The sequence below is a fragment of the Mobilisporobacter senegalensis genome (assembly GCF_003752155.1).
GTDB classification, from domain to species: Bacteria; Bacillota; Clostridia; order Lachnospirales; family Lachnospiraceae; genus Mobilisporobacter; species Mobilisporobacter senegalensis.
On record NZ_RJVG01000005.1, the window covers coordinates 154,822 to 174,596 of the forward strand.

Genomic DNA, 19,775 nt, shown 5'->3' on the forward strand with positions numbered 1-19,775 from the left:
GGCTTCAGTTTTCTGATCACCAATGATTTCATTTACTTCATTCTAACTTTTTCATTCTTTTCGATCTGCACGATTCTTCCATCCTGTATTATAAGAGTTATTGAACCAAACTGAATTGTTTCAATGAATTCAATAACTTTTTGAATGTCTTTTTCGTATACAACATTCTTTTTACTATTGGTTTTCTTCCTATCCTCCATATACTCACCTCTTACAGGATATTTCTTAGTATTCCTATATGTTTTATATGATTTTTATACATTATAATTGCTTCCCAGTTCTTTGTCAATAACTTTTTGTGATTTTGATCACAATTTTTTATTACAGTTCAGTCATGGAGAAAATAGTATAAAAAATGCACGTGGGTGCTTGCACACTAAGGGCAATTTCTACATTACTTTCTATAGTGCGCTCTGCCTAAGCGAGATGCAGCAAAGCAAAATCGAGCTTATGGCTGAACTGTAACCACTTTTTTACTATAAAATTATGTTGTATTATTAATTACATTTATCTTCCAAAATCTAAATCTTTCTATTTTTTAGTTCATGATATATAATATCTTTTTACCGTTGATAAGGCTGTGATAAGCTTAATATATTATAGAAAGTTAAATTTTGACTGAATAAGGATATAATGACATGAAATTTTTTAGAAAATATCAGAATCTTTTACTGCTTTTATTCATAAGCAGTATGTTACTCCTAGGTTGTTCCACTACTATTAATGTTAATGATAATGATCAAGTAAACCCCCATAGCAATATAAGTAAGGAAGTTGATGCTGATATTCCCGGGGCAGAGTCTTCCTCCCTGTCGGTTCACTTCCTTGATGTTGGTCAGGGGAACGCCCTGCTTGCTGAATCAGATGGACATTATATGCTTATAGACGGTGGGGACCGGGAATATTCTTCTTATGTTGTCAGCTATTTAAAGAAACAAGGCGTCAAAGAATTAGATTACGTTATCATCTCTCATTACGATGCTGATCATTTAAATGGTATTGTCGGTGTACTAAATGTATTGGATGTTAAGACTATTCTATCCCCAGATTATGTGGCAGATACGAATGTATATAAATCCTATCTGGATACGATGGATAAAAAGGACTATCAAGCGAAACACCCTGCTATAGGTAATACGTATCATCTTGGAAATGCTTCTTTTACAATTGTAGCACCTGTTAACTACGATTATCTTGAAGCAAACAATAATTCTATTGGAATAAAACTTGAGTATGGTTCCAATAGCTTTCTGATTTTGGGCGATGCTGAATCTGAAAGTGAAACGGATATACTTTCTGTGAAAGAAGATATCTCTGCAGATGTGTATCTTACCAGTCATCATGGAAGTGATAGTTCCAGTTCCGCTGCTCTCCTTAAAGCTGTCAATCCTACTTATGCTGTTATTAGTGTGGGGAATAATAGTTATGGGCATCCTGCCAAAGAGGTTCTGGATAGATTAAAAACAAGAGATATAAAACTGTTTCGCACAGACATTCAGGGAACCATCATTGCAAGCAGTGATGGTAAAAAAATTACTTGGAATACTGACCCTACCAGTAATTGGTCTTCTGGTTCTACTAATACATCTGAAACAAAGAATGAATCTTCTATTACAGATACTATTACAGTCAGTGATCATTACATTGGAAATTCGAAAACTCACAAATTTCATCTTCCCTCCTGCTCCGGTCTCCCTGATAAGAAAAATCAAATAATCCTTAAGAAAAGGCAGGAATTTATTAAAAAAGGGTATGAGCCTTGCAAGATATGCAATCCATAAATTAATATCACTTTACTAATAAATTAGTAAATGCCAAGTTCTCATATATCATCTAAGAACTTGGCATTTGTTATTCAAAATAATCTTAAATAAGAATTTTCCCCACTCCTGATTTATTCACATATTTTTTATATACCAATATCTATCTACTAATACTCCTTTATTTTTAGTATTATTTTTTAATAAATCCTTTCTCTGGAATCCCAATTTTTCTAATAATGCAATAGATTTACTGTGACCGGTAATAACATATGCATTTATAGTTTTCATTCCCAAAACATTATTCGCATAATTTAGCAACTCGCTCGCACATTCTGTTGCAATACCTTTTCCAGTATAAGGTTTACTAATCCAATAACCTAATTCACAAGTATTGTTTTCTAAATTTATATCACCCAATGTCATCATTCCAATATATATATTCGTCTTATTGTCAAAAACACCAAGTTCAAGATGCTTCTTTGAACTACGAGCATACTCTAAAAAATCTATAAAATTATTAGCACTTTCAATAGTATAATCATATGGTGCACTATCCATATATCTTAGAGTTTCTCTATCAGAAATGGCATTAATAATTTCTTCTGCCGAAACAAGTCCTAGTGGAAACTTCATAATCGTTCTTGCAGTTTTTATAACAACATTATCCATAAATTAAATCCTCCGGTTCCTAAAGTACCATCTTAAAACTATCTCTGATAATTTATTCTATTAATATCGTCTGCTTATATAAAGATAAAATTTGCACATAATGGACTAAAATCGTAAACACCTAATATCTCTTTGTTATATAATCCCTATCTTCTTTGCTGCTTCTTCCCAATATTCTTCGTCTAAACTATTCCAATCTCCATTACCACATTTACTCATACTGATTTTTATTGCAAGATCTACGCAATCTATGGAGCGGTCAATTCCTTTTCTTAATGTTTCCTCAACCAGCTTTATCCATATATTCCCTTGAATACTCAAGCCACTTTCATATAATTCTGTAACTGCTTTTTCCCTATTATAATCTAATTGTATGAATTCCTCTTCCCAAGCGCTGCCATTACTATGTAATATCGCAAATTGAGATTTTGCATCATGTCCCCAGGGAATTCCTACCGAACCCGCATTTACTATTTTCTTGCCTCCATATTCGAAAACGCCTTGCTGATGAGTATGTCCACAAACTATCAAATCTGTTGCTATTGTTGATAACGCCATTTTAGCCTCATCACTACCAAATAATAAATCTCCCCGGGCGTTTACTAACGAACCATGACAAAATTCAAACTCAGGATATCCCTCTATTATCATATGTCCTTTTATATCTAAATCCTTAAAAAAGTTAAAATCCTTTTCCCTTAGATTTTCGTAAGTATAACAAAGACTTCCACTTGCTGTTGAAGGGGATGTCCATCCGTCCGCTTCACCTTGAAGATGTTTTAATAAATACTCTTCTCTATTCCCTTTTATAAACCAACATGTCTTACGTTTTTTCAAATCATATATAATATTCATGGTTTTTTGTGGATATGCACAGTCGCTTACATAGTCACCTAAAAATAGAATGTTTCTAATATTCTTATCGTCAATATACCTGATGCAAGATTCAAGTGCTAAATGATTACTATGTATATCGCTTAATACTGCTATTTTCATTACTAACCTCACATTTTTATCTGATGAATGGCTGTTTCATTATATTTAATCCATATTACCATTATACAAAAAGACACCATCTAATCCCAAATTTATCAATAAAGTCAGCACACAATGGACTAAAATCACATGGACCTAATGGAAAGCGGATTTCACTATCCTCTTTTAAAATCTCATAAGCGTTTTTAACCATATCCTCGTTTCCTTCACCATAATGTAAGCAAAACTGCATTGTATTACCTGTAATTCTTTTATCTGTGCCATCCTTCGCCTCAGATACTGCTAAGATATGACCACAAATATCAAGTTCTGCATGATAAAATGTATTATCCGTGTCTTTTACGTTAAAACCCAGCGTAGCATCAAAAGCTTGCAAATAAAGCTCTACTGCTTCTTTGCTGCCTTTCACATAAGCTTGCATCATTGACCTTTTCATAATGTGCTCCTTCCCCAAATATAAATAATCCAAATTATCTTTGATTTACATCTCATTACCTCCACAGAAGATTTATCTACATATTGAAGACGGTAATCCAAAAGCATATTGCTGCTACAATGGAAAGAGGTGTTGCAAAATATTTTTCCTTCCTGCTGTTTGATAAAAAATTCATAACTGTATTTAAGGACAAATACACTGCAAAAAATATACAGATATACTTTGTAATTTTTTCAGAAAACCACAGAGTGAAAATTCCTCCTGCCTGCAAAATAATAATGATTGCAAATATTTGAATGACAAATGAAATTACACCCATAATTCTAAGCTGTTTGGGTAAAACTTTATATCTCCCACCCATTGTGAATTCACCTAAAGGCATGCCGCAAGATACAAGAGCAGTCATAACAGCTACTATTGCAAACAAGAAAGCGCCTAATATTTGTATCATAATTTACTTCCTCCCTTTGGCTTCTCTTCCGAATAATCAGCCCCTTTTTATAACGGTATTATACTATACTTCATAGAAAATTTATACCATTTTATACCAACTTAAACTTTATGGCATACCCTTGTTTAAATAATTCAGAGACATGATACACCTTACTTGTGTATAACCAACACAAAAAATTCCTTAAAAAGCCAAGGGATTTAAAAAGTAAATAAGCAGTTATTTCTTGAAATCAAAAGGTAATTATTATATTATCACTGAAAATATAGTTCTTCTAATTGCTGTTTCGTATCAAGTAAGTGCTGCCCACCCATAATAATAAATATTTTGTCGTACTGTTCCATTTTTTCCTTTATATATTCAACCAAATATGTATTTCGGTAATTAACAGTGTCATTATAGACTGAATAAAGAATACCATTCTCCTTCCCATAAACCCTATAAACTTTCAGATTCCTCCAATTATCTTTGCTAATTCTCTGCGGCAAATACATGTTCACAGTTTTAAGAATACTGTTCAAGTCTGTAGCAGAGTAGTTCAAACCATTTTCTATGAAAAACCTTGTTTCATTCAATAAAAATGTATCTAAGTCAAAGTCAATATCTTCTTCCATCAATTCCATTGAACCAATTTGTCGGATCAAATACATTGCCAAAATTTCATCGGGTGGGTATTTGGTCTGCAAATATTCTATTTGCTTTGAAAATGGTGGTTCTATATCATCGACTGCTATTTCATTTTGTTTTGCAAGAAAAGCAGCAAATGCGGATTCTCCGTTTGCTATTGCAGTATCCCTGTTACCCTCAAAACTATTATATCCCCCTTCAACCAAAACTAAATCAGGAGAAAATTCTACAAATTTTATTTCTATATCATTAAACATGATGTCATGTGGATTATTAGAATGCACAATGTCAAACCATAATAATGATTTGTTCTGAGATGTTAAATATAAATGATCACCAGCCACAATCCGATATTTATTATTTTTCCAGACTTGCAACATATATGATGCCACAGCAATCAATAATACTAAAATAATTGCAAGGCAAACTACCAGGCTTTTCTTTATCTTCATATAGTGTTTTCCCTTTCCAGTCGTATTCACAATATCATACCATATCCAGGCAATCGTTTTCCATCACACGAATGCAAATATTGCCTGGATGATTTTTGAGATGTGACAAAGAAGAAGACTCACCCCTTGGTTAGCTTTATGTTATTCTTATGTAGTTACTCAAAGAACTTTAATATACTTCCGTCTATTGTAGTTATTTCACATGTCTTTCCTCCCCAAGGTTCTTCAACAACTTCTGAAATATCATTCCATCCGCGGCTTTTAGCATAGCCGTATAATTGCTCAACACCCTGAACAAGCATAAATCCTATAATTCTTTTGATAGGTTCACCTTTAAACATGTGAATACCAGTAAATGGAGCAATATGCAATACTTCAATTTCAGTAGGAATGTTATTTACACACCCGTAAAGCCCAAGGTTATTTTCGTCACGTTCTTCAATCTGTCCATACCAACCAAGCACATCTTTAAACCAATTAAGTGTCTTGTCCATATCTTCAGTGTAATACACTGCTCCTGTTTCCTTTACAATATAACCTCTTTCTCCTAAACTACCCATAATAATTTTTCCTCCTGTTAAATTTGATATAGGGGATACTTTTGAGAATGCTTTCAAATTTGATTTGTTTTTTCTGGCAACGGACGGCGTTATACCATGAAATCTTGTAAATGCTTTTGTAAAACTTTCATTTGAGTCATAGCCATATTTTAATGCTATATCCAATACAGAAATTTTCGTATTTGAAATTTCATAGCCAGCTAATGACATACGCCGGTTTCTAATATATTCACTCACGGTACAGTCACATAATATTGAAAACATCTTTTGGAAATAAAAAGATGAAACAAATTGGCTTGCAGCTAAAATATCAGCATTAATATTTTCACCAATTCTGTTTTCGATTTCATCAATTGCATTTTGAGTTATCTTAATCCAATCCACATTCTCACCTCCCTGTAACCATATATTAATCGATCAGTTAGAAAAATTCTTGATAAAACTTGCATGGATTTGTCCTTAATAATTATAAAGTTAAACAAAACTTGTAGTGGCTATTTGTCATTCCTTGCGATTGATAGAATTTATGACTGAATACTCTTTTTTGATTACAACATACTTCTAATTGCTTACAATCATTATCTGTACCAACTTCTTTTGCTTTTTGAAATAAGCGTTTCCCAATTCCTTGATATCTTACTGTTTCATCAACTATAAGTTCTTGAATTTCAGCAATATTAGCAGTATGATGTAATAATTTTTGCACATGTATGCTAATAAAACCTAAGATTACATATTCTTTTTCATAAACATAATAGAAAACAGAAGGGTTTGATATATTAGCATCAAAAATATCTGAGAATCGCTTGATATCAATGCTTGTCTCCTCTAACGCTACAAGTAATCCATATATTTGTTCTTTGTCATTAAGCGTAGCTTTTCGTAAGCTTTCCATTACTGTCACCTCATAAAATTCAATAATATCCACTATAAATTGTTTGTTAGTATTATTTCTTTCCGATAAGTAAAAAATGGGGACTCATACCTATAATTTCGTCTTCATGCTCAGTCATATGTATGATTTCAAGAAGTTGTTTTCTACTTGAATCATTACTCCATTTTTCATCCAGACAAGGGGTAAACCAAATACATCCTTCCACCGCATGTTTATCAACTATTGAGAAACCTGCTTCTTTTAATTCGGTTCCAAAAGATTTAGGTGTTGAAAAGAAAGATTCAGCGATTAGGTGATGGATATTCCTTGGGTCTGTTATGAATTCCTGTTGTTAATTCTCCTTTTAGCATTTCAAAGAAAATCTCATCATCTATGAAGTTATTATTAACACCATATGTTGACAATGCCCATGTTGTTGAACTAAATTTTGATATTCCAGCCACTATCAATAAGGCACCATCTTTTAGCACGCGATATACTTCTTTCAATGTCTGCTTTCTATCATTTATATCCTGCATATGATATAGAGGACCCATCAATAATACAACATCTGCGCTTCTATCAGGTCTATTAACATGTCTAGCATCTGCTACTTCAGCTATAAAATGGCAATCATTCATCATATGTTCTTTTGCGTAAGTTATCGCAGTATCAGCCAGATCTAATAAATGGATGTCATTTCCTTGTTTTGCCAACCAAGCTGAATAAGTACCGATTCCTCCTCCAATATCATATATTACATTATTCCCTTGTATATATTGTGATAAAATTTCCTTCGTTCGAAAGAATTCAATTTTCCCTAACCCTTTCTCCAATCTAGCTATTTCTACACCTGCATTATAAAAATCATAAATCTCATTTTTCAACATGGTATTCTTCCAATCTAAAAATATATTCATAAATTGTTGCTAAAATAAATAACCCCAGTTCCATTCAGAAACCAGTACATCACCTTTATGTCCGTATATAATAGAATAACCAAACCCAGTATATATATCAACATCGTAAGCCCGTATAATACTTACAGCAAATATCGGAGTTTTTTTATTATTAAATCTTACTCTGTCAGTAATAATCATACCCGATATCATTAGTATAATCGTTACAAATATAACCACCCTTTTATTTTTCATTTTTCCTCCTACATTATATTATTTCCTTCTGCTATATTAATACATATTATTCCAATTATCAATATTTAATTATCAATGTATGTCAAGTTTTATCATTTTATTTTTTGGTATAAAACCGTAAGCCCATCTATCAGTTCTTTATCATTTTCTTTACAGAATTTCTCATGTATTATAATAATTTCATTTTTTTTGCAAACCCTACTATCATTCTTCCTTTTGGTAAAATAATAAGTTCACTTTCGCTTATACCACCTAATTTTATAACAATTATGCAATAAAGAATTATTGCAACAATTATAGCTAAAAAAATCGAGATTGCATTGCTTTTACATATGACATAGAGAAATATATATGATAATCTCGCTATTACTCCCATAATAGCTGAAGCTGCAAGGGGTATAATAATATTTTTTCGTATATTCAATCTGTATCCTAAATTTTTTCGTATTGAAAATCCATTAAGAACACACATAAGAAATGAATAGAGTATTGCGGCTATAATAAGGGCATATAAGTTCCAACCGGTAAATAATAATATTACAACAAGTACAACTGTCTGAATTATAAGTGAAACCAGAGCATTTATAGCCGGGAGATTTACTTTATCAATCCCTTGGAGAACGGTATTCGTTACTGTAGACAGCGAATAAAAAATAACAGTAATACTAAGGAAGCGAAGTAATTCAGATGCTTGTATTAACGTATCCTTTTGTGGAAACAGGATTTGAACTATTGGTCTTGAGAGAACGGCGAAACCAACTGCAGAAGGTATAGAAATCAGCATTGTTGTTCGAATAGCCACATCAACTTTATGATTCGTATCTTTTATATTTCCAAGGGAATAAGTTCCTGAAATATTCGGTAGCATTGAAGCTGAGATAGCAGATGCAAGAGCTATTGGAATATTAGTAATAACAACGGCTTCTCCCGCAAAAATACCATATTGAGATGCAACCACCTTTTCCTGAAAATCTTTTAAATAAATTAGTATCTTTGTATAAATTGTTTGATTTAAAGTAGTACTTAAATTATAAATAAATGTACTTAATATAATGGGGGTTATTGTGTAAAAAATTCTTCTTAAAACCTCTTTATATGATTCCGTCTGATTATCTAAATCCTTTTGAATTCGTTTTTGGATAAAACCTTTATTAAGAAAATATATTATCAACATAAATAAAAGTGCAATCAGTACACCTGCTCCAGTTCCAACTGCACTTCCAATTGCACCGTATATTGCTTGAGAGGTGGAGTCTGACTGTTTAACTGCCTTTATAAAAAGATATGCAGCTGATATGCTTACTACTGCATTGAAAATTTGTTCAAAAACCTGGGAGATAGAAGTCTGAAGCATAGTGTTATGTGCCTGAAAATATCCTCTAAATACGCCTAAAAGACCTGATAGAAAAATAGTAGGGGCACAGACTTTAAGGACAATAACAGAATTCTTTTCTACCAGCAAACCTGCACCAAAGAAGGTAATGATACTCGCTAGTCCCCCTATTATAAAAACGTAAATGATAGCACACTGGAAAATTCTTTGAGCATTCTTATATTCTTTGAAAATCAACTTTTTAGCCATCTCTTTTGAAATTGCCGATGGGATACTATAAGAAGATACCAAAAGAATGATTGCATAAATATTGTAAGCAATACTATAATAACCAAGGCCTTCTGTACCAAGAAGTTCAGTTAATGGACGTCTGTATATAATTCCAATGATTCTGCAAATAATACCTGCTATGGCAAGTATTCCTGCCTGTTTTATAAAATTGGTTTTTTTACTTTGTTTTGACATAGAATGTAAACCTACTCTCATGGGTATATAAAACATAAATTATAATAAAAAACAACATTATTTACCAATTCAAACTATTATAGCATAAGAAATATGGATAATAAACTAAAATTTCCATTTAAATTGAGTACACCATCTTAACGTATATACAACTTGGATATATTGACAATCTGAATACATAGCAATAGAACTTGAATATTATGAATAACATTCTAAAAAGTGCAAGAAAAAATGGTGCAATATATATACAACAAAAAACCCTTGAAAATCAAGGGTTTTTATGAGCACCAGACGGTATTCGAACCAAATCCTATTCTACAAATGTTGAAAAGAAAGGGATTTTATCCACTTCTAATTTATGTACACATGATAACACACATATTCTATTTTTAAAAGCTACCTACAAATTAACTTATAGCCGAGGCTATGAATTAAAATTTTTAGATTTTGTATTATGACTAATTTCTTTGGTAAACATTGTTCTTAACATTGTTAATATATATTCTCATATTCTCCTCATCTTGCTTATTGTATTTATAACTAAAATGTTCAGCAACATCTATAGCAAGAGAGCTGAAAATATCACAGGCATTCATTATCGCTTTCCACATGTTGTTGCAATCGCTGTCGGAATAAGTTAATAAGTATTGTTCATAAATTTCTGGTGGCAGATACCTTTTGAAATATTTTCCCATTTTACCGGCAGAAACATTAAAATCAGTGATAATGCCAATATACCACGAAATCATATCGTGTAATTCCTCCCGTACAACATTGTGATACATCAACATCGCATAAGGTAATTCATTACGAGTAATACCTTTTGCAACATTTTGTAAGCACCACCAAAAATTATTGCAACAGGACAAATAAAACAGTTTAGATGGCGGCTTTATGAGATAGTCCTTATCGCATGCTGTTGGAAATGATGGCAAAATACCATCCTTATCCAGCAAAGCTATACTCAAACTATCCTTACCAATAAGCTCAAGCTTTTGAATTGGAATAAGAGTCAAATCAAGACGATTACCATCAGTAAATAACATCATCCAATTAAAATGTCCTTCACCACTCGGATACCGCATTGCTTCAGGCATTTGTAATATAAGCCTATCACCAAAAATATCTATCCAGCTGTTGTCAACGGTAAATGTCTCAAAATCATCAACCACATAAACAATATCATAATCCTGATAAACATCCTTCGGTGCGTTTGGGTTAGTTCGGGAACCATTCATGTATACTGCGCGTATACGTGAATCTTTCTTTGCAACACTTAATATTAAATCAAACATTTCTTTCTCAGTCCTCATAAAATATACCTGCCTGCTATTAATAATTTGTATTGAAATTCCAGTGTATATATAAATAGGTTTTATATCTCGATATAGCCAAAGTTTTTAAGAAAACACAAGTTTTCAATTGCTTTATATGATTTCCACCAATTTTCGCTAATGGCAAATTCCTTGGTATATTTACCATTGTTATCAAACCATGTCCAGGTAATCCTCATTATATTATTTTTTCTTGTTAAAGAAATTTGCGATTAAAGTTACATACTGTTCTGGGTATAGCAGACTAATCCCCCCATGTCTCATATTGGGAGCAATATACAATTCACTATCAGCAATTGCTTCATGCAATCTTATACCTGATTTTTTCATGATTCTAAGTTCTTTTTCACCTACAATGACCAAAACTCTTGATTTTGTATCAGAAATAGAGTTTTTCAAATGATAATTCCCATTGCTTAATGTAATGTTTATGAGTGATTCCTTGGTTATTTTCAGACTGTCATCATAATACTGCTCAAACATCTTGTCTGGGACACATAATGTTTTCGATTGCAATTTTGAAAACCACCTCTTTTTAATCAATCCATAAAATAATTTGTATGTAGGAATAGTCATAGAAGCCGCGCCTTTCATTGGATAAACCAATGCACTTTCGATTATTGCATTCTCCGTAATATTGTTTCTTAATGATAATACTTCTGTCACAATTTGTGCACCTATAGATAGTCCTCCAATCGCAAAAACTTTCCCATTATACTGATCATCAATATATTCTATCAACTTAAGAGCGGAATTTTCAATGCTGACAAAAGTTTCCTTGGCAGCTTCCCCATGTCCGTCAATAATTGGAGTTACAACATGAAAATTATTTTTCAGCAGTTCAATAATAGGTTTTAATGACCACCAAGATAGTCCACCCCCATGTAACAGAATTATTGTTGGAAATTCTTTATTTTCTGTTTCTTTAAAAATCATTTTTTTGTCCTCGTATCGTTTAATAATAATCTTACTTCGTTATTCTGTTATTATTTCGAATTTATGCTATAAAATGGAGTTTAATAGTTTAATTTTGCATAAATGTATGTATCTTTCCAAATAGGCTTATTTTCATCGTCTTTCCAAAAGTATACGTTTTTCTTCAAATGCGCCTCTTTCTCAAATCCTAGTCTCTCCAATAAATTCCATGAATTAATATTTTGTGGGTCACAATTTGCAAAAATTCTATGAATTCCACCAGAAAATGCTAATGCCATTAACTCCTCACAGCTTTCTTTCGCATATCCTTTACCCCAATAATCTTTATTGAATACATACCCCATTTCAAGTGATTCAAAATCGCTTTTTCCTAAATACACATTTCCTATCATTTTATGATTGCTTTTTAATTCAACAGCAATCATTTCATCTGTTGAAATTCTCCAGTCAAGATTGCTTTCTACTTCACTCATAGTCATTGGTTTATATGGTTCATATTTAACAACATCTGAATCGGATAAATATTCATACAAATCTGTTATATCGCTTTTCTTATATCTTCTTAAAATCAACCGCTCTGTTTCTACAATCACAATATTATCTTCCATAAATGCTTTCCTCACAAATTCAGATTTTTATGTAAATTATTAAATCATAATATCATATTGAATAAAATAAATAAAGCAACTAAATATATAGATCGTTTCATTCCACAACTTCTCGATTTACAACTTTGGTTTACGTTTACCATTTGGACTTCAGTTTGTTTCCACCTCGCAATGGACACCCTTGCACTCAGTTATGTGTTTCCTACTACAAAGGCACATTCGGGACTTTCACCCGCAAGAGTTCACCCATGCTGGGCGAATCAAAAAACGGTTGCAATTAATTTTGCAACCGCCTTTTCTCTAATCATTATTTTTTAATGTTAATATCAATTTTTTTGATCTTTCCTTTTGGCATATAAACATATATTGTACAATCTCCAGAACCTACAACAATAATTTCACCAGTGCTATTAATTTTGGCTACTTTCATATTGGTTGTCATATAAAAAGTCTTTTTATCCTTTGAGCTTATTGTCTGCATTGTATCTGATTGCATAAGTTTTACTGTCTTACCAGCATCATTCTTTCCATATGCCTGGATATAGTACTTATAGCTCTTTCCTTTTACATTCTTATGGGTAAAGGAAAGTTTTTTCCCAGCATTAATTGTAGCAATCTTAGTATACTTACTGCTTCCTGTCTTACATGCGTAAACAATATATTTTGTTGCTCCTTCTACCTTTTCCCAAGATAGTACATTGTTTGTCTTGCCTACTTTTATTTTACCTGTTACTTCAGTCTGAGGCTTTACTTCAGGTTCTTTTTCTTTATCCGGTTGTTCAGGAACAGATGGTTTAGTTGGATTATATGTTCCCCCGCTTGTATCTCCACCTGATGTATTTCCTCCTGGTGTATTTCCTCCTGGTGTATTTCCTCCTGGTGTTTCTCCTCCTGGCGTTTCTCCTCCTGGCGTTTCTCCTCCTGGTGTTTCTCCTCCTGGTTCTTCCTCTTCACCTGGCTGTTCTGCTTTAATACCAGTGGCATCAAATCCATCTGCAATGTTCCAAAGCTGACGATCTGCGCCTTCTTCATATGCTGCAAGACGAATCATAGTACCATTACTGGTCAAACCATCCACTACTTCCAGAACCATATCATACTGTCGATTGGTCAACTTGTAGAAATCTCCTAGTTGCTCAATCTTCCATTGTTGAGAAATAGAATTTGGATCATTTATCTGCTGGCAGGTAAAGTAGTTCGAAGTATCTGCAACATCCAGCATGTGCCCACTATAGGAACTCATAAGCTTCCAGTATCCATTTCCCTGATCTAACAGTTCCCATAATTGATTAATATTACCTAAATAGTTCCACTGATTTACAAGGGCACCAGCATCTCTGGAATAACCTGCAACATCCGCAGCCTTGCCACTTGTCTTTGACTTCATTACATATACCGTACCTGATACCAAACCTGGATTTTTAAGAGAAGACTTAGCGCTGCTATACTTGTCAATTGTCAGGCTGTCTATGTTAAAACATCCAGAGTCAGTAATCTCACGCACAAGCTTTATGGTATTGTCTCCTGCCTTCAAGTCTACATCATAGGTTGCTTCATTCCAGTCATCCCAGGTCTTTGTAGGTGGGAGTTCAATCTGTTTGATTCTCACTCCATTTACATACAAACTCATGGTAATATTGTTTTCATGTGCACCGGAATATCTCAATGTTGCTGTATGGGTACCTGTGTATGGTACATTTACTGTAAATTCAATACCCTCTGTACCGTCGGCACTTTCAAATCCACCTGCAAATCCGGTTCCTTCATACCAAAGATGATCTTCGGATTTATGGGCTCCACCTAACATGGTAGCATTTTCTGCCTGATATGCCCATGGAATTCTCCTCTGCAGATGAATGTTGTCCAAGTTAATGTCTCCTTGACCGGCTCCTTCTCTGGTCAGTTTGATGGTATTGATTCCTTCCGTCAGTTCCATTGCAACGACCTTTTCGCTCCAGTTATCCCATCCGGTACTATCTGAAAAGTTAATCGTTCCTTTGGACTCACCATTGATATACAGGTTCATGTTTCTTGTTTCGCCGATAAAGCCAAGGGCATACTTAATAGATACATCATATATAGCAGCTGTTTCCACATCTATATGGAATTCTAATGCTCCATCCTGCCACAGACCACCTACAAAGCCAGTACCGGTATATCCTGCATGATCCTGTGCAAAACTTGCACCACCGGACAGTTCTGCCTGTTCTGCTTCGTATGTCATAGTAACTGCTTCTGTTACTGTAATATAGTCAATATTTACATTGCCCAAAGAAGCATCGTCATACCTATATTCAATAGTATTCACGCCCTGCTTTAGATTTAAGTTATCGTAACGATCCTGCCAATCTGACCAGCTGGTTCCATAGAAACAATCAGCAGTCTTTACTCTTACTCCATTCACATAAATAGCAAGAGATTTATTGATTTTTTCACCATAGAATCCATTGCAGTAACGAAGATCAACGGAATAGTTCCCTGTATAAGGAGCATCTACCGTAAATGCAACACCGGTTCCATTCGTATAAAGATTATCTACGTAACCACTACCACTGTATCCTGTATGCTCTGTACTAGTCTTAGCACCACCAGACAAGGCTGCCTCTTCTGCCTCATAAAGTGTAGTTTTCTTAATGGTAAGGGCATCCAGAATAAGTTCACAGGAAGCCGGAGCAGTCATGCGGATCTTATTAATTCCTTCCTGCAAAATAATATTATATACCTTCAAAACATCAAGATTTGCAGTATATTCTCCATTCGACACAAAGCTCAACATTCTTTGCTGACTGTCATTTACAGATAACTCCATGGTAATCGCCGAACCGGTAACGGCATTGTTGTAACGGAAATCCAGAGAATACATACCAGCGCTTTCGGCTTCTACGTCAAACTCAACATATCCGCCGGCTTCATTAAACTTCACATTACCGGAGCCTGAACTTCTGGCACTGTTACTGATAATTCTCTTCTCTACACCAACACAGGCAGCATCTTCTGCTTCCAGTACTTCACTCTTTTCCTCACCGGAAGGTCTGTCAAAAACAGTTCCCGGGTTAGAAGGTACACCTACATTAACAAAACTATTATCGGTCCAGCTAACCGGAGTTGCTCTGACCCAACGATTGGCTCCAGTTTGCCCACCAACCGGGCCTGCATGATGAATCAGCCAATCCTCTGTACCGTCTTCAGACTTTACAAAAAGAGGTGACCCTGGTCCAAAGGCACTGTTCTCAGGTGACTTCGACATCAGTGGTACAGGAAGTTTCTCCCAGGAATTTGGATCTAATAAATCTGAATTTAAGTCTGCATAGGATACACCTACACAGTAGTTATCATTCATAAAGCTACTTGCAGAGTAAGCAAAGTACACCTTGCCGTCTTTTTCTACTACCGCACAACCCTCATCAATATTGTCTCCATGCTTTTCCCAGTCATAAATCGGTCTTGCCAGGGTACATTCTGTTCCTGTAGAGCCTTCTACTGTTCCATTGTCCAGAGTCCACGGATTCAACATCTTTACGATGGTAGGGCACTCATCAAATTTGGTTCTGGTATAATCAATAGCCGATCCACTGGCTACTCCCAAATACTGATCCTCATAGTAGAAATATTTGGTATAGGAATAGTATCTTTCTCCTCCAATGGTGACTACACCACAAGGAAGTCCATAGCCCTCTGCATTCATAAGGCCAGCCTTTTCTGTAGCTTCCCCATTTTCATCCCTATTTGACCAGCTGCCCTTTAGCTCCCAAGTGCCTTCAAATGGATCCGGTGATTCATTTTCTAATACATATGTACTTGGATGACCATAACCGAAGTCTGTCTCCGGACCAGATGCAAAATAGATATACCACTTACCTTCCATGCGATAGATGTATGGCCCCCATACATAGCCAAAGTTCTCCGGCTTCTTCCATACAAGTCTACTCTTTGCAGTAGATATGCCTAGTACCGTCTCTGCTCTCTTCAGATAAATATCATTATCTGTAGCAAAGCCGCAATAGTAGAAACCATCTGCATCTCTTGCGATTGTCGGATCTGCACCCCTCATAAGAGGATTACGATACTGACTTGCCACTTCTGCCTGTGCTGCCTGTGGAGGTAGCGTGGTAATTACCATTGCTACCATTAGCATAAATAACAACAATTTTTTTCTCATAAATACCTTTCTCCTTTAATTTATATTGTATCCCTCATGTGTCACTACAACCCTCTTTCTTTCTCCGTGCCACATAATAGGAATCTCCACTTGTTGCCATTCTCTTGGTAAGCATGGATTAAGCACTATATTATCTTCCCACATAGCACTTTTTAATCCTGCAAAACCATAGACAATTAACTGCCATAGACCACCACAATTTGCAATATGAATGCCCTCTTCAGCTCCACACTTGTCTGGACACATATCAATGTCTATTACTTTATCTAGAAATCTTTCTGCTTCCTTCACTCTCCCCATACGAGCTGCCAGAATACCATGAACTGCTGCGGAAAGAGACGAGTCATGAGTGGTAATCGGTTCATAATAATCATAATTTGCTATTAACTGCTTCTCTGTAAATTCCTCTGGAAACAACAACATCATCTCTAGTACATCAGCCTGTTTCAATGCCTTTGAGCGGTAGTTTTTTTCCTGAGAAATAAATTCTCCAAAGTATCTAGAACGATCTTTCCAAATTTCATCAAAATTTACATCTGCATAAGAAGCAAAATCATCAGACTGCATAATAAGTTCATCTGTTTCTTTATAAGGAAGTCTTAGCCGCTCTTTAATTGTTTCCCACTTTTTAAGCTGATCTTTTTGGCCTTGATTAGTCTCACTTAAATACTGAACAGTCTTTTCCAAAGAGAACTTTACCATTCGATTCGTAAATGCATTGTTTCTGGTCATTGGTAGATATTCATCCGGTCCCATTACCCCTAAAAGCTGGTATTGCCCGTCTATCTCATCCACACGTTCAGCCCAGTACTCTGCTGTTTCCTTCATCATTTCCAAACCACATTCTTCAATAAAACCCACATCTTTTGTAGCCTTTACATAATGTTCCATAGCGTATATAATATCCGCTGTTACGTGAATTTCATGATCAGCATACTGCCAGTTAGCACATTCCTCTATACCTGTTACAGAAGACTCCCAGGCATACCTGGCACCTTTGTAACCATAGTTTTTTGCATTTTCCTTTGCACCAGAAAGAGTCATATAACGGAACTTCACCAGATTTCTTGCTGCCTTGGGATTTGTATGGATGAAAAATGGTAATATGTTAATCTCTGTATCCCAGAAGTATCTACCACAGTACCCTTCCCCAGCATGACCCTTGGCACAAATAGCTACCCTGGGATCATCTTCATTATCTGCTCTTATTAAATGGTAAATAGCCATTCGAATAGCTAGCTGGGCATGATTATCGCCAGTAATAACAATATCTGCAGCCCTCCATTTCTCTGTCCACTTAAGTCTATGTCTTTCTACCAGCCGATCCAAATCGAGTGTTCGAATATCCTCTTTTGTTTCCTTCAATGCTTCAATTTCCTCATCTCGATCTGTGCTAACCTGGATAATCTTTGTTATTTTAAGTTGTTCCCCCTGCTGTATTACATTCTCTCCCTCACAGTCCAAATAGGAGCACATGGTAATGGTATTTCCGCCATTGGTTTCAGTAATTACACGGGTTATATCATCTTGTTTCTCTTTTTTAATTCTTGTAAAATGATTAAATCCATTGGTTCTGACTCCAGTGTTGATGTCACCAGTAACAACTATGTTAATATCACCTGACTCTGCTTTTATCGTAAGTGTTTGTACTGCTATATGTTTATCTGCCATGGAGATCATTCGAGAAAAAGTAAGCTTTAGCACCTTTCCCTTATTTGTCTTCCAGGTAAAGGACCTGGTAAGAATACCATCCAAAAGATTCAAGTACCTTTCGTACTTTTCTATCTGACAGTTTTCCATGTCTAACTCTTCTCCATCTGCATTTACCTTCAAGTCAAATATGTAGGGAAGATTGATTGTTTCCGTTTTCAAATAAGGATGTGGTCCTACTATGCCAGGGATATAAGTCCCCCATTTGGATTTCTGCTTTTTATGTTTCTCCAATGTCACATTAGCAGGTTTCCTATCATATTCTTCATCCTGCACTGCTCCTGATATTCCTTCTTCATAGCTTCCACGCACATGAAGATAACCATTCCCCTGGGTCATTAACCCTTCATAATACTTTATAAGCTCCCCATTATAGGAATTTTCATATAAGCACCAATTTATATTCATCCTTTATCCTTTCACTGATCCAGCAGCCAAACCTGAAACAACTTGTTTTTGAAATAATATAAATGTAATGATACTAGGTACGATAACTACTACTGTTGCCGCAAACATGGCTCCATAATCACTGGCAAATGCACTCTTAAAATAGTAAAGGGCTATTGGCAGGGTTCTTTTTCCCGTCTCTCCGGTTAAAGTAAGTGCAAGCTGGAATTCATTCCAACACAATAAAAACTGAATGATACCAGCCGTTGCAAATGCCGGCCTTGTAAGAGGCAAAACAATCTTTACAAAGGTTCGTAAAAAACCAGATCCATCTATATATGCTGCCTCTTCTAAGGTATACGGAATGGTCTTTATGTAACTCATCATGACATAAAAAGTTGTTGGCATACCAAGTGCTGTGTATACAAGAATCAGACCAGTGCGCGTATTATAAAGGTTAGTTACATTAAGTATTATATATAGTGGCTGAAGCAATGCTGCTCCGGGAATAATCAGTCCCACAGAAAACAGAAGCATTACCACTCCCTTTAACTTAAATGAGCACCTTACCACAACATAAGCTGCCATGGTACATACAAATAGATTTAGCACTGTTCCTGCTATAGCTATTACTATACTATTTTTATAAAAGGTTATAAGAGGTGCCAGTTTAAATGCTGTCACATAATTACTCAAGCGAAAACCAGAAGGAAATCCCAATGTTCCCGTCAATATCTCGCTATTGGTTTTAAATGAAGAAAATAACACCCACGCAAAAGGTACAATGGAGATGACCACTATGACCGTCAGCAACTGAGCTGTAAGTATTTTTCTAATTATTCGAAGCATAATGTCATCCTT

18 protein-coding genes are annotated in these 19,775 nt (G+C 34.9%); 1 reads left to right on the forward strand and 17 read right to left on the reverse strand.

The genetic code is table 11. The features are described 5' to 3' along the window. Positions 1 to 32 precede the first annotated feature (32 nt). A complete protein-coding gene (locus EDD66_RS09785) occupies positions 33 to 200 on the reverse strand; it encodes a YezD family protein (RefSeq protein WP_123609392.1) in 168 nt (55 codons plus the stop codon). 438 nt (positions 201 to 638) lie between these two features. Here EDD66_RS09785 and EDD66_RS09790 point away from each other — a divergent pair, with 438 nt between their 5' ends. Continuing rightward, complete coding sequence (locus EDD66_RS09790) at positions 639 to 1,781, forward strand: ComEC/Rec2 family competence protein (protein WP_123609393.1); 1,143 nt, start codon at positions 639 to 641, stop codon at positions 1,779 to 1,781. Between the two features lie 117 nt (positions 1,782 to 1,898). On the opposite strand, the gene EDD66_RS09795 is transcribed toward EDD66_RS09790, so the two are convergent. The 16 genes from EDD66_RS09795 to EDD66_RS09870 all read right to left on the reverse strand — a co-directional run bounded on the left by EDD66_RS09795 (position 1,899) and on the right by EDD66_RS09870 (position 19,763). Further along, positions 1,899 to 2,432, reverse strand: a complete 534-nt coding sequence (locus tag EDD66_RS09795; protein ID WP_123609394.1) for a GNAT family N-acetyltransferase — start codon at positions 2,430 to 2,432, stop codon at positions 1,899 to 1,901. Positions 2,433 to 2,567: 135 nt separating this feature from the next. Then, complete coding sequence (locus EDD66_RS09800; RefSeq protein ID WP_123609395.1) at positions 2,568 to 3,428, reverse strand: metallophosphoesterase family protein; 861 nt, start codon at positions 3,426 to 3,428, stop codon at positions 2,568 to 2,570. Positions 3,429 to 3,489: 61 nt separating this feature from the next. Next, entirely contained in the window at positions 3,490 to 3,864 is a 375-nt protein-coding gene (locus EDD66_RS09805) for a VOC family protein (RefSeq protein ID WP_123609396.1), read from the reverse strand. 76 nt (positions 3,865 to 3,940) lie between these two features. Beyond that, on the reverse strand, positions 3,941 to 4,315 hold the full coding sequence (locus EDD66_RS09810) for a hypothetical protein (protein ID WP_123609397.1): 375 nt from the start codon (positions 4,313 to 4,315) through the stop codon (positions 3,941 to 3,943). 254 nt (positions 4,316 to 4,569) lie between these two features. Beyond that, a complete protein-coding gene (locus EDD66_RS09815; RefSeq protein WP_123609398.1) occupies positions 4,570 to 5,394 on the reverse strand; it encodes a hypothetical protein in 825 nt (274 codons plus the stop codon). Positions 5,395 to 5,549: 155 nt separating this feature from the next. Continuing rightward, entirely contained in the window at positions 5,550 to 6,338 is a 789-nt protein-coding gene (locus EDD66_RS09820) for a helix-turn-helix domain-containing protein (protein ID WP_123609399.1), read from the reverse strand. 82 nt (positions 6,339 to 6,420) lie between these two features. Beyond that, positions 6,421 to 6,849 carry a GNAT family N-acetyltransferase gene (locus EDD66_RS09825; protein ID WP_123609400.1) on the reverse strand — a complete coding sequence of 143 codons (429 nt, stop codon included), beginning with the start codon at positions 6,847 to 6,849 and terminating at the stop codon, positions 6,421 to 6,423. Between the two features lie 281 nt (positions 6,850 to 7,130). After that, positions 7,131 to 7,718 carry a class I SAM-dependent methyltransferase gene (locus EDD66_RS09830; RefSeq protein ID WP_170164313.1) on the reverse strand — a complete coding sequence of 196 codons (588 nt, stop codon included), beginning with the start codon at positions 7,716 to 7,718 and terminating at the stop codon, positions 7,131 to 7,133. A gap of 39 nt (positions 7,719 to 7,757) precedes the next feature. Then, the gene (locus tag EDD66_RS09835) at positions 7,758 to 7,982 is read right to left on the reverse strand and encodes a hypothetical protein (protein WP_123609402.1); all 225 of its coding nucleotides are present in this window, start codon (positions 7,980 to 7,982) and stop codon (positions 7,758 to 7,760) included. 169 nt (positions 7,983 to 8,151) lie between these two features. After that, a complete protein-coding gene (locus tag EDD66_RS09840) occupies positions 8,152 to 9,780 on the reverse strand; it encodes a putative polysaccharide biosynthesis protein (RefSeq protein ID WP_123609403.1) in 1,629 nt (542 codons plus the stop codon). Between the two features lie 458 nt (positions 9,781 to 10,238). Then, positions 10,239 to 11,093, reverse strand: a complete 855-nt coding sequence (locus tag EDD66_RS09845) for an aminoglycoside 6-adenylyltransferase (protein WP_123609404.1) — start codon at positions 11,091 to 11,093, stop codon at positions 10,239 to 10,241. Positions 11,094 to 11,297: 204 nt separating this feature from the next. Then, positions 11,298 to 12,050, reverse strand: a complete 753-nt coding sequence (locus EDD66_RS09850; RefSeq protein WP_123609405.1) for an alpha/beta fold hydrolase — start codon at positions 12,048 to 12,050, stop codon at positions 11,298 to 11,300. A gap of 80 nt (positions 12,051 to 12,130) precedes the next feature. After that, on the reverse strand, positions 12,131 to 12,658 hold the full coding sequence (locus tag EDD66_RS09855; protein ID WP_123609406.1) for a GNAT family N-acetyltransferase: 528 nt from the start codon (positions 12,656 to 12,658) through the stop codon (positions 12,131 to 12,133). Between the two features lie 307 nt (positions 12,659 to 12,965). After that, positions 12,966 to 16,817 (reverse strand): CBM35 domain-containing protein, encoded by a 3,852-nt coding sequence (locus EDD66_RS09860; RefSeq protein ID WP_207667773.1) that lies wholly within the window; start codon positions 16,815 to 16,817, stop codon positions 12,966 to 12,968. Positions 16,818 to 16,832: 15 nt separating this feature from the next. After that, positions 16,833 to 18,935: a glycosyl hydrolase family 65 protein gene (locus EDD66_RS09865; protein WP_123609407.1), complete on the reverse strand. Its 2,103-nt coding sequence runs from the start codon at positions 18,933 to 18,935 to the stop codon at positions 16,833 to 16,835. Positions 18,936 to 18,938: 3 nt separating this feature from the next. Then, complete coding sequence (locus tag EDD66_RS09870; RefSeq protein ID WP_123609408.1) at positions 18,939 to 19,763, reverse strand: carbohydrate ABC transporter permease; 825 nt, start codon at positions 19,761 to 19,763, stop codon at positions 18,939 to 18,941. Positions 19,764 to 19,775: the final 12 nt, after the last annotated feature.

Excerpts from the sequence above, each read along its gene's own strand:
- EDD66_RS09785 (WP_123609392.1), bottom strand. The coding sequence starts at position 200 with ATGGAGGATAGGAAGAAAACCAATAGTAAAAAGAATGTTGTATACGAA.
- EDD66_RS09790 (WP_123609393.1), top strand. The coding sequence starts at position 639 with ATGAAATTTTTTAGAAAATATCAGAATCTTTTACTGCTTTTATTCATA.
- EDD66_RS09795 (WP_123609394.1), bottom strand. The coding sequence starts at position 2,432 with ATGGATAATGTTGTTATAAAAACTGCAAGAACGATTATGAAGTTTCCA.
- EDD66_RS09800 (WP_123609395.1), bottom strand. The coding sequence starts at position 3,428 with ATGAAAATAGCAGTATTAAGCGATATACATAGTAATCATTTAGCACTT.
- EDD66_RS09805 (WP_123609396.1), bottom strand. The coding sequence starts at position 3,864 with ATGAAAAGGTCAATGATGCAAGCTTATGTGAAAGGCAGCAAAGAAGCA.
- EDD66_RS09810 (WP_123609397.1), bottom strand. The coding sequence starts at position 4,315 with ATGATACAAATATTAGGCGCTTTCTTGTTTGCAATAGTAGCTGTTATG.
- EDD66_RS09815 (WP_123609398.1), bottom strand. The coding sequence starts at position 5,394 with ATGAAGATAAAGAAAAGCCTGGTAGTTTGCCTTGCAATTATTTTAGTA.
- EDD66_RS09825 (WP_123609400.1), bottom strand. The coding sequence starts at position 6,849 with ATGGAAAGCTTACGAAAAGCTACGCTTAATGACAAAGAACAAATATAT.
- EDD66_RS09830 (WP_170164313.1), bottom strand. The coding sequence starts at position 7,718 with ATGTTGAAAAATGAGATTTATGATTTTTATAATGCAGGTGTAGAAATA.
- EDD66_RS09835 (WP_123609402.1), bottom strand. The coding sequence starts at position 7,982 with ATGAAAAATAAAAGGGTGGTTATATTTGTAACGATTATACTAATGATA.
- EDD66_RS09840 (WP_123609403.1), bottom strand. The coding sequence starts at position 9,780 with ATGTCAAAACAAAGTAAAAAAACCAATTTTATAAAACAGGCAGGAATA.
- EDD66_RS09845 (WP_123609404.1), bottom strand. The coding sequence starts at position 11,093 with ATGAGGACTGAGAAAGAAATGTTTGATTTAATATTAAGTGTTGCAAAG.
- EDD66_RS09850 (WP_123609405.1), bottom strand. The coding sequence starts at position 12,050 with ATGATTTTTAAAGAAACAGAAAATAAAGAATTTCCAACAATAATTCTG.
- EDD66_RS09855 (WP_123609406.1), bottom strand. The coding sequence starts at position 12,658 with ATGGAAGATAATATTGTGATTGTAGAAACAGAGCGGTTGATTTTAAGA.
- EDD66_RS09860 (WP_207667773.1), bottom strand. The coding sequence starts at position 16,817 with ATGAGAAAAAAATTGTTGTTATTTATGCTAATGGTAGCAATGGTAATT.
- EDD66_RS09865 (WP_123609407.1), bottom strand. The coding sequence starts at position 18,935 with ATGAATATAAATTGGTGCTTATATGAAAATTCCTATAATGGGGAGCTT.
- EDD66_RS09870 (WP_123609408.1), bottom strand. The coding sequence starts at position 19,763 with ATGCTTCGAATAATTAGAAAAATACTTACAGCTCAGTTGCTGACGGTC.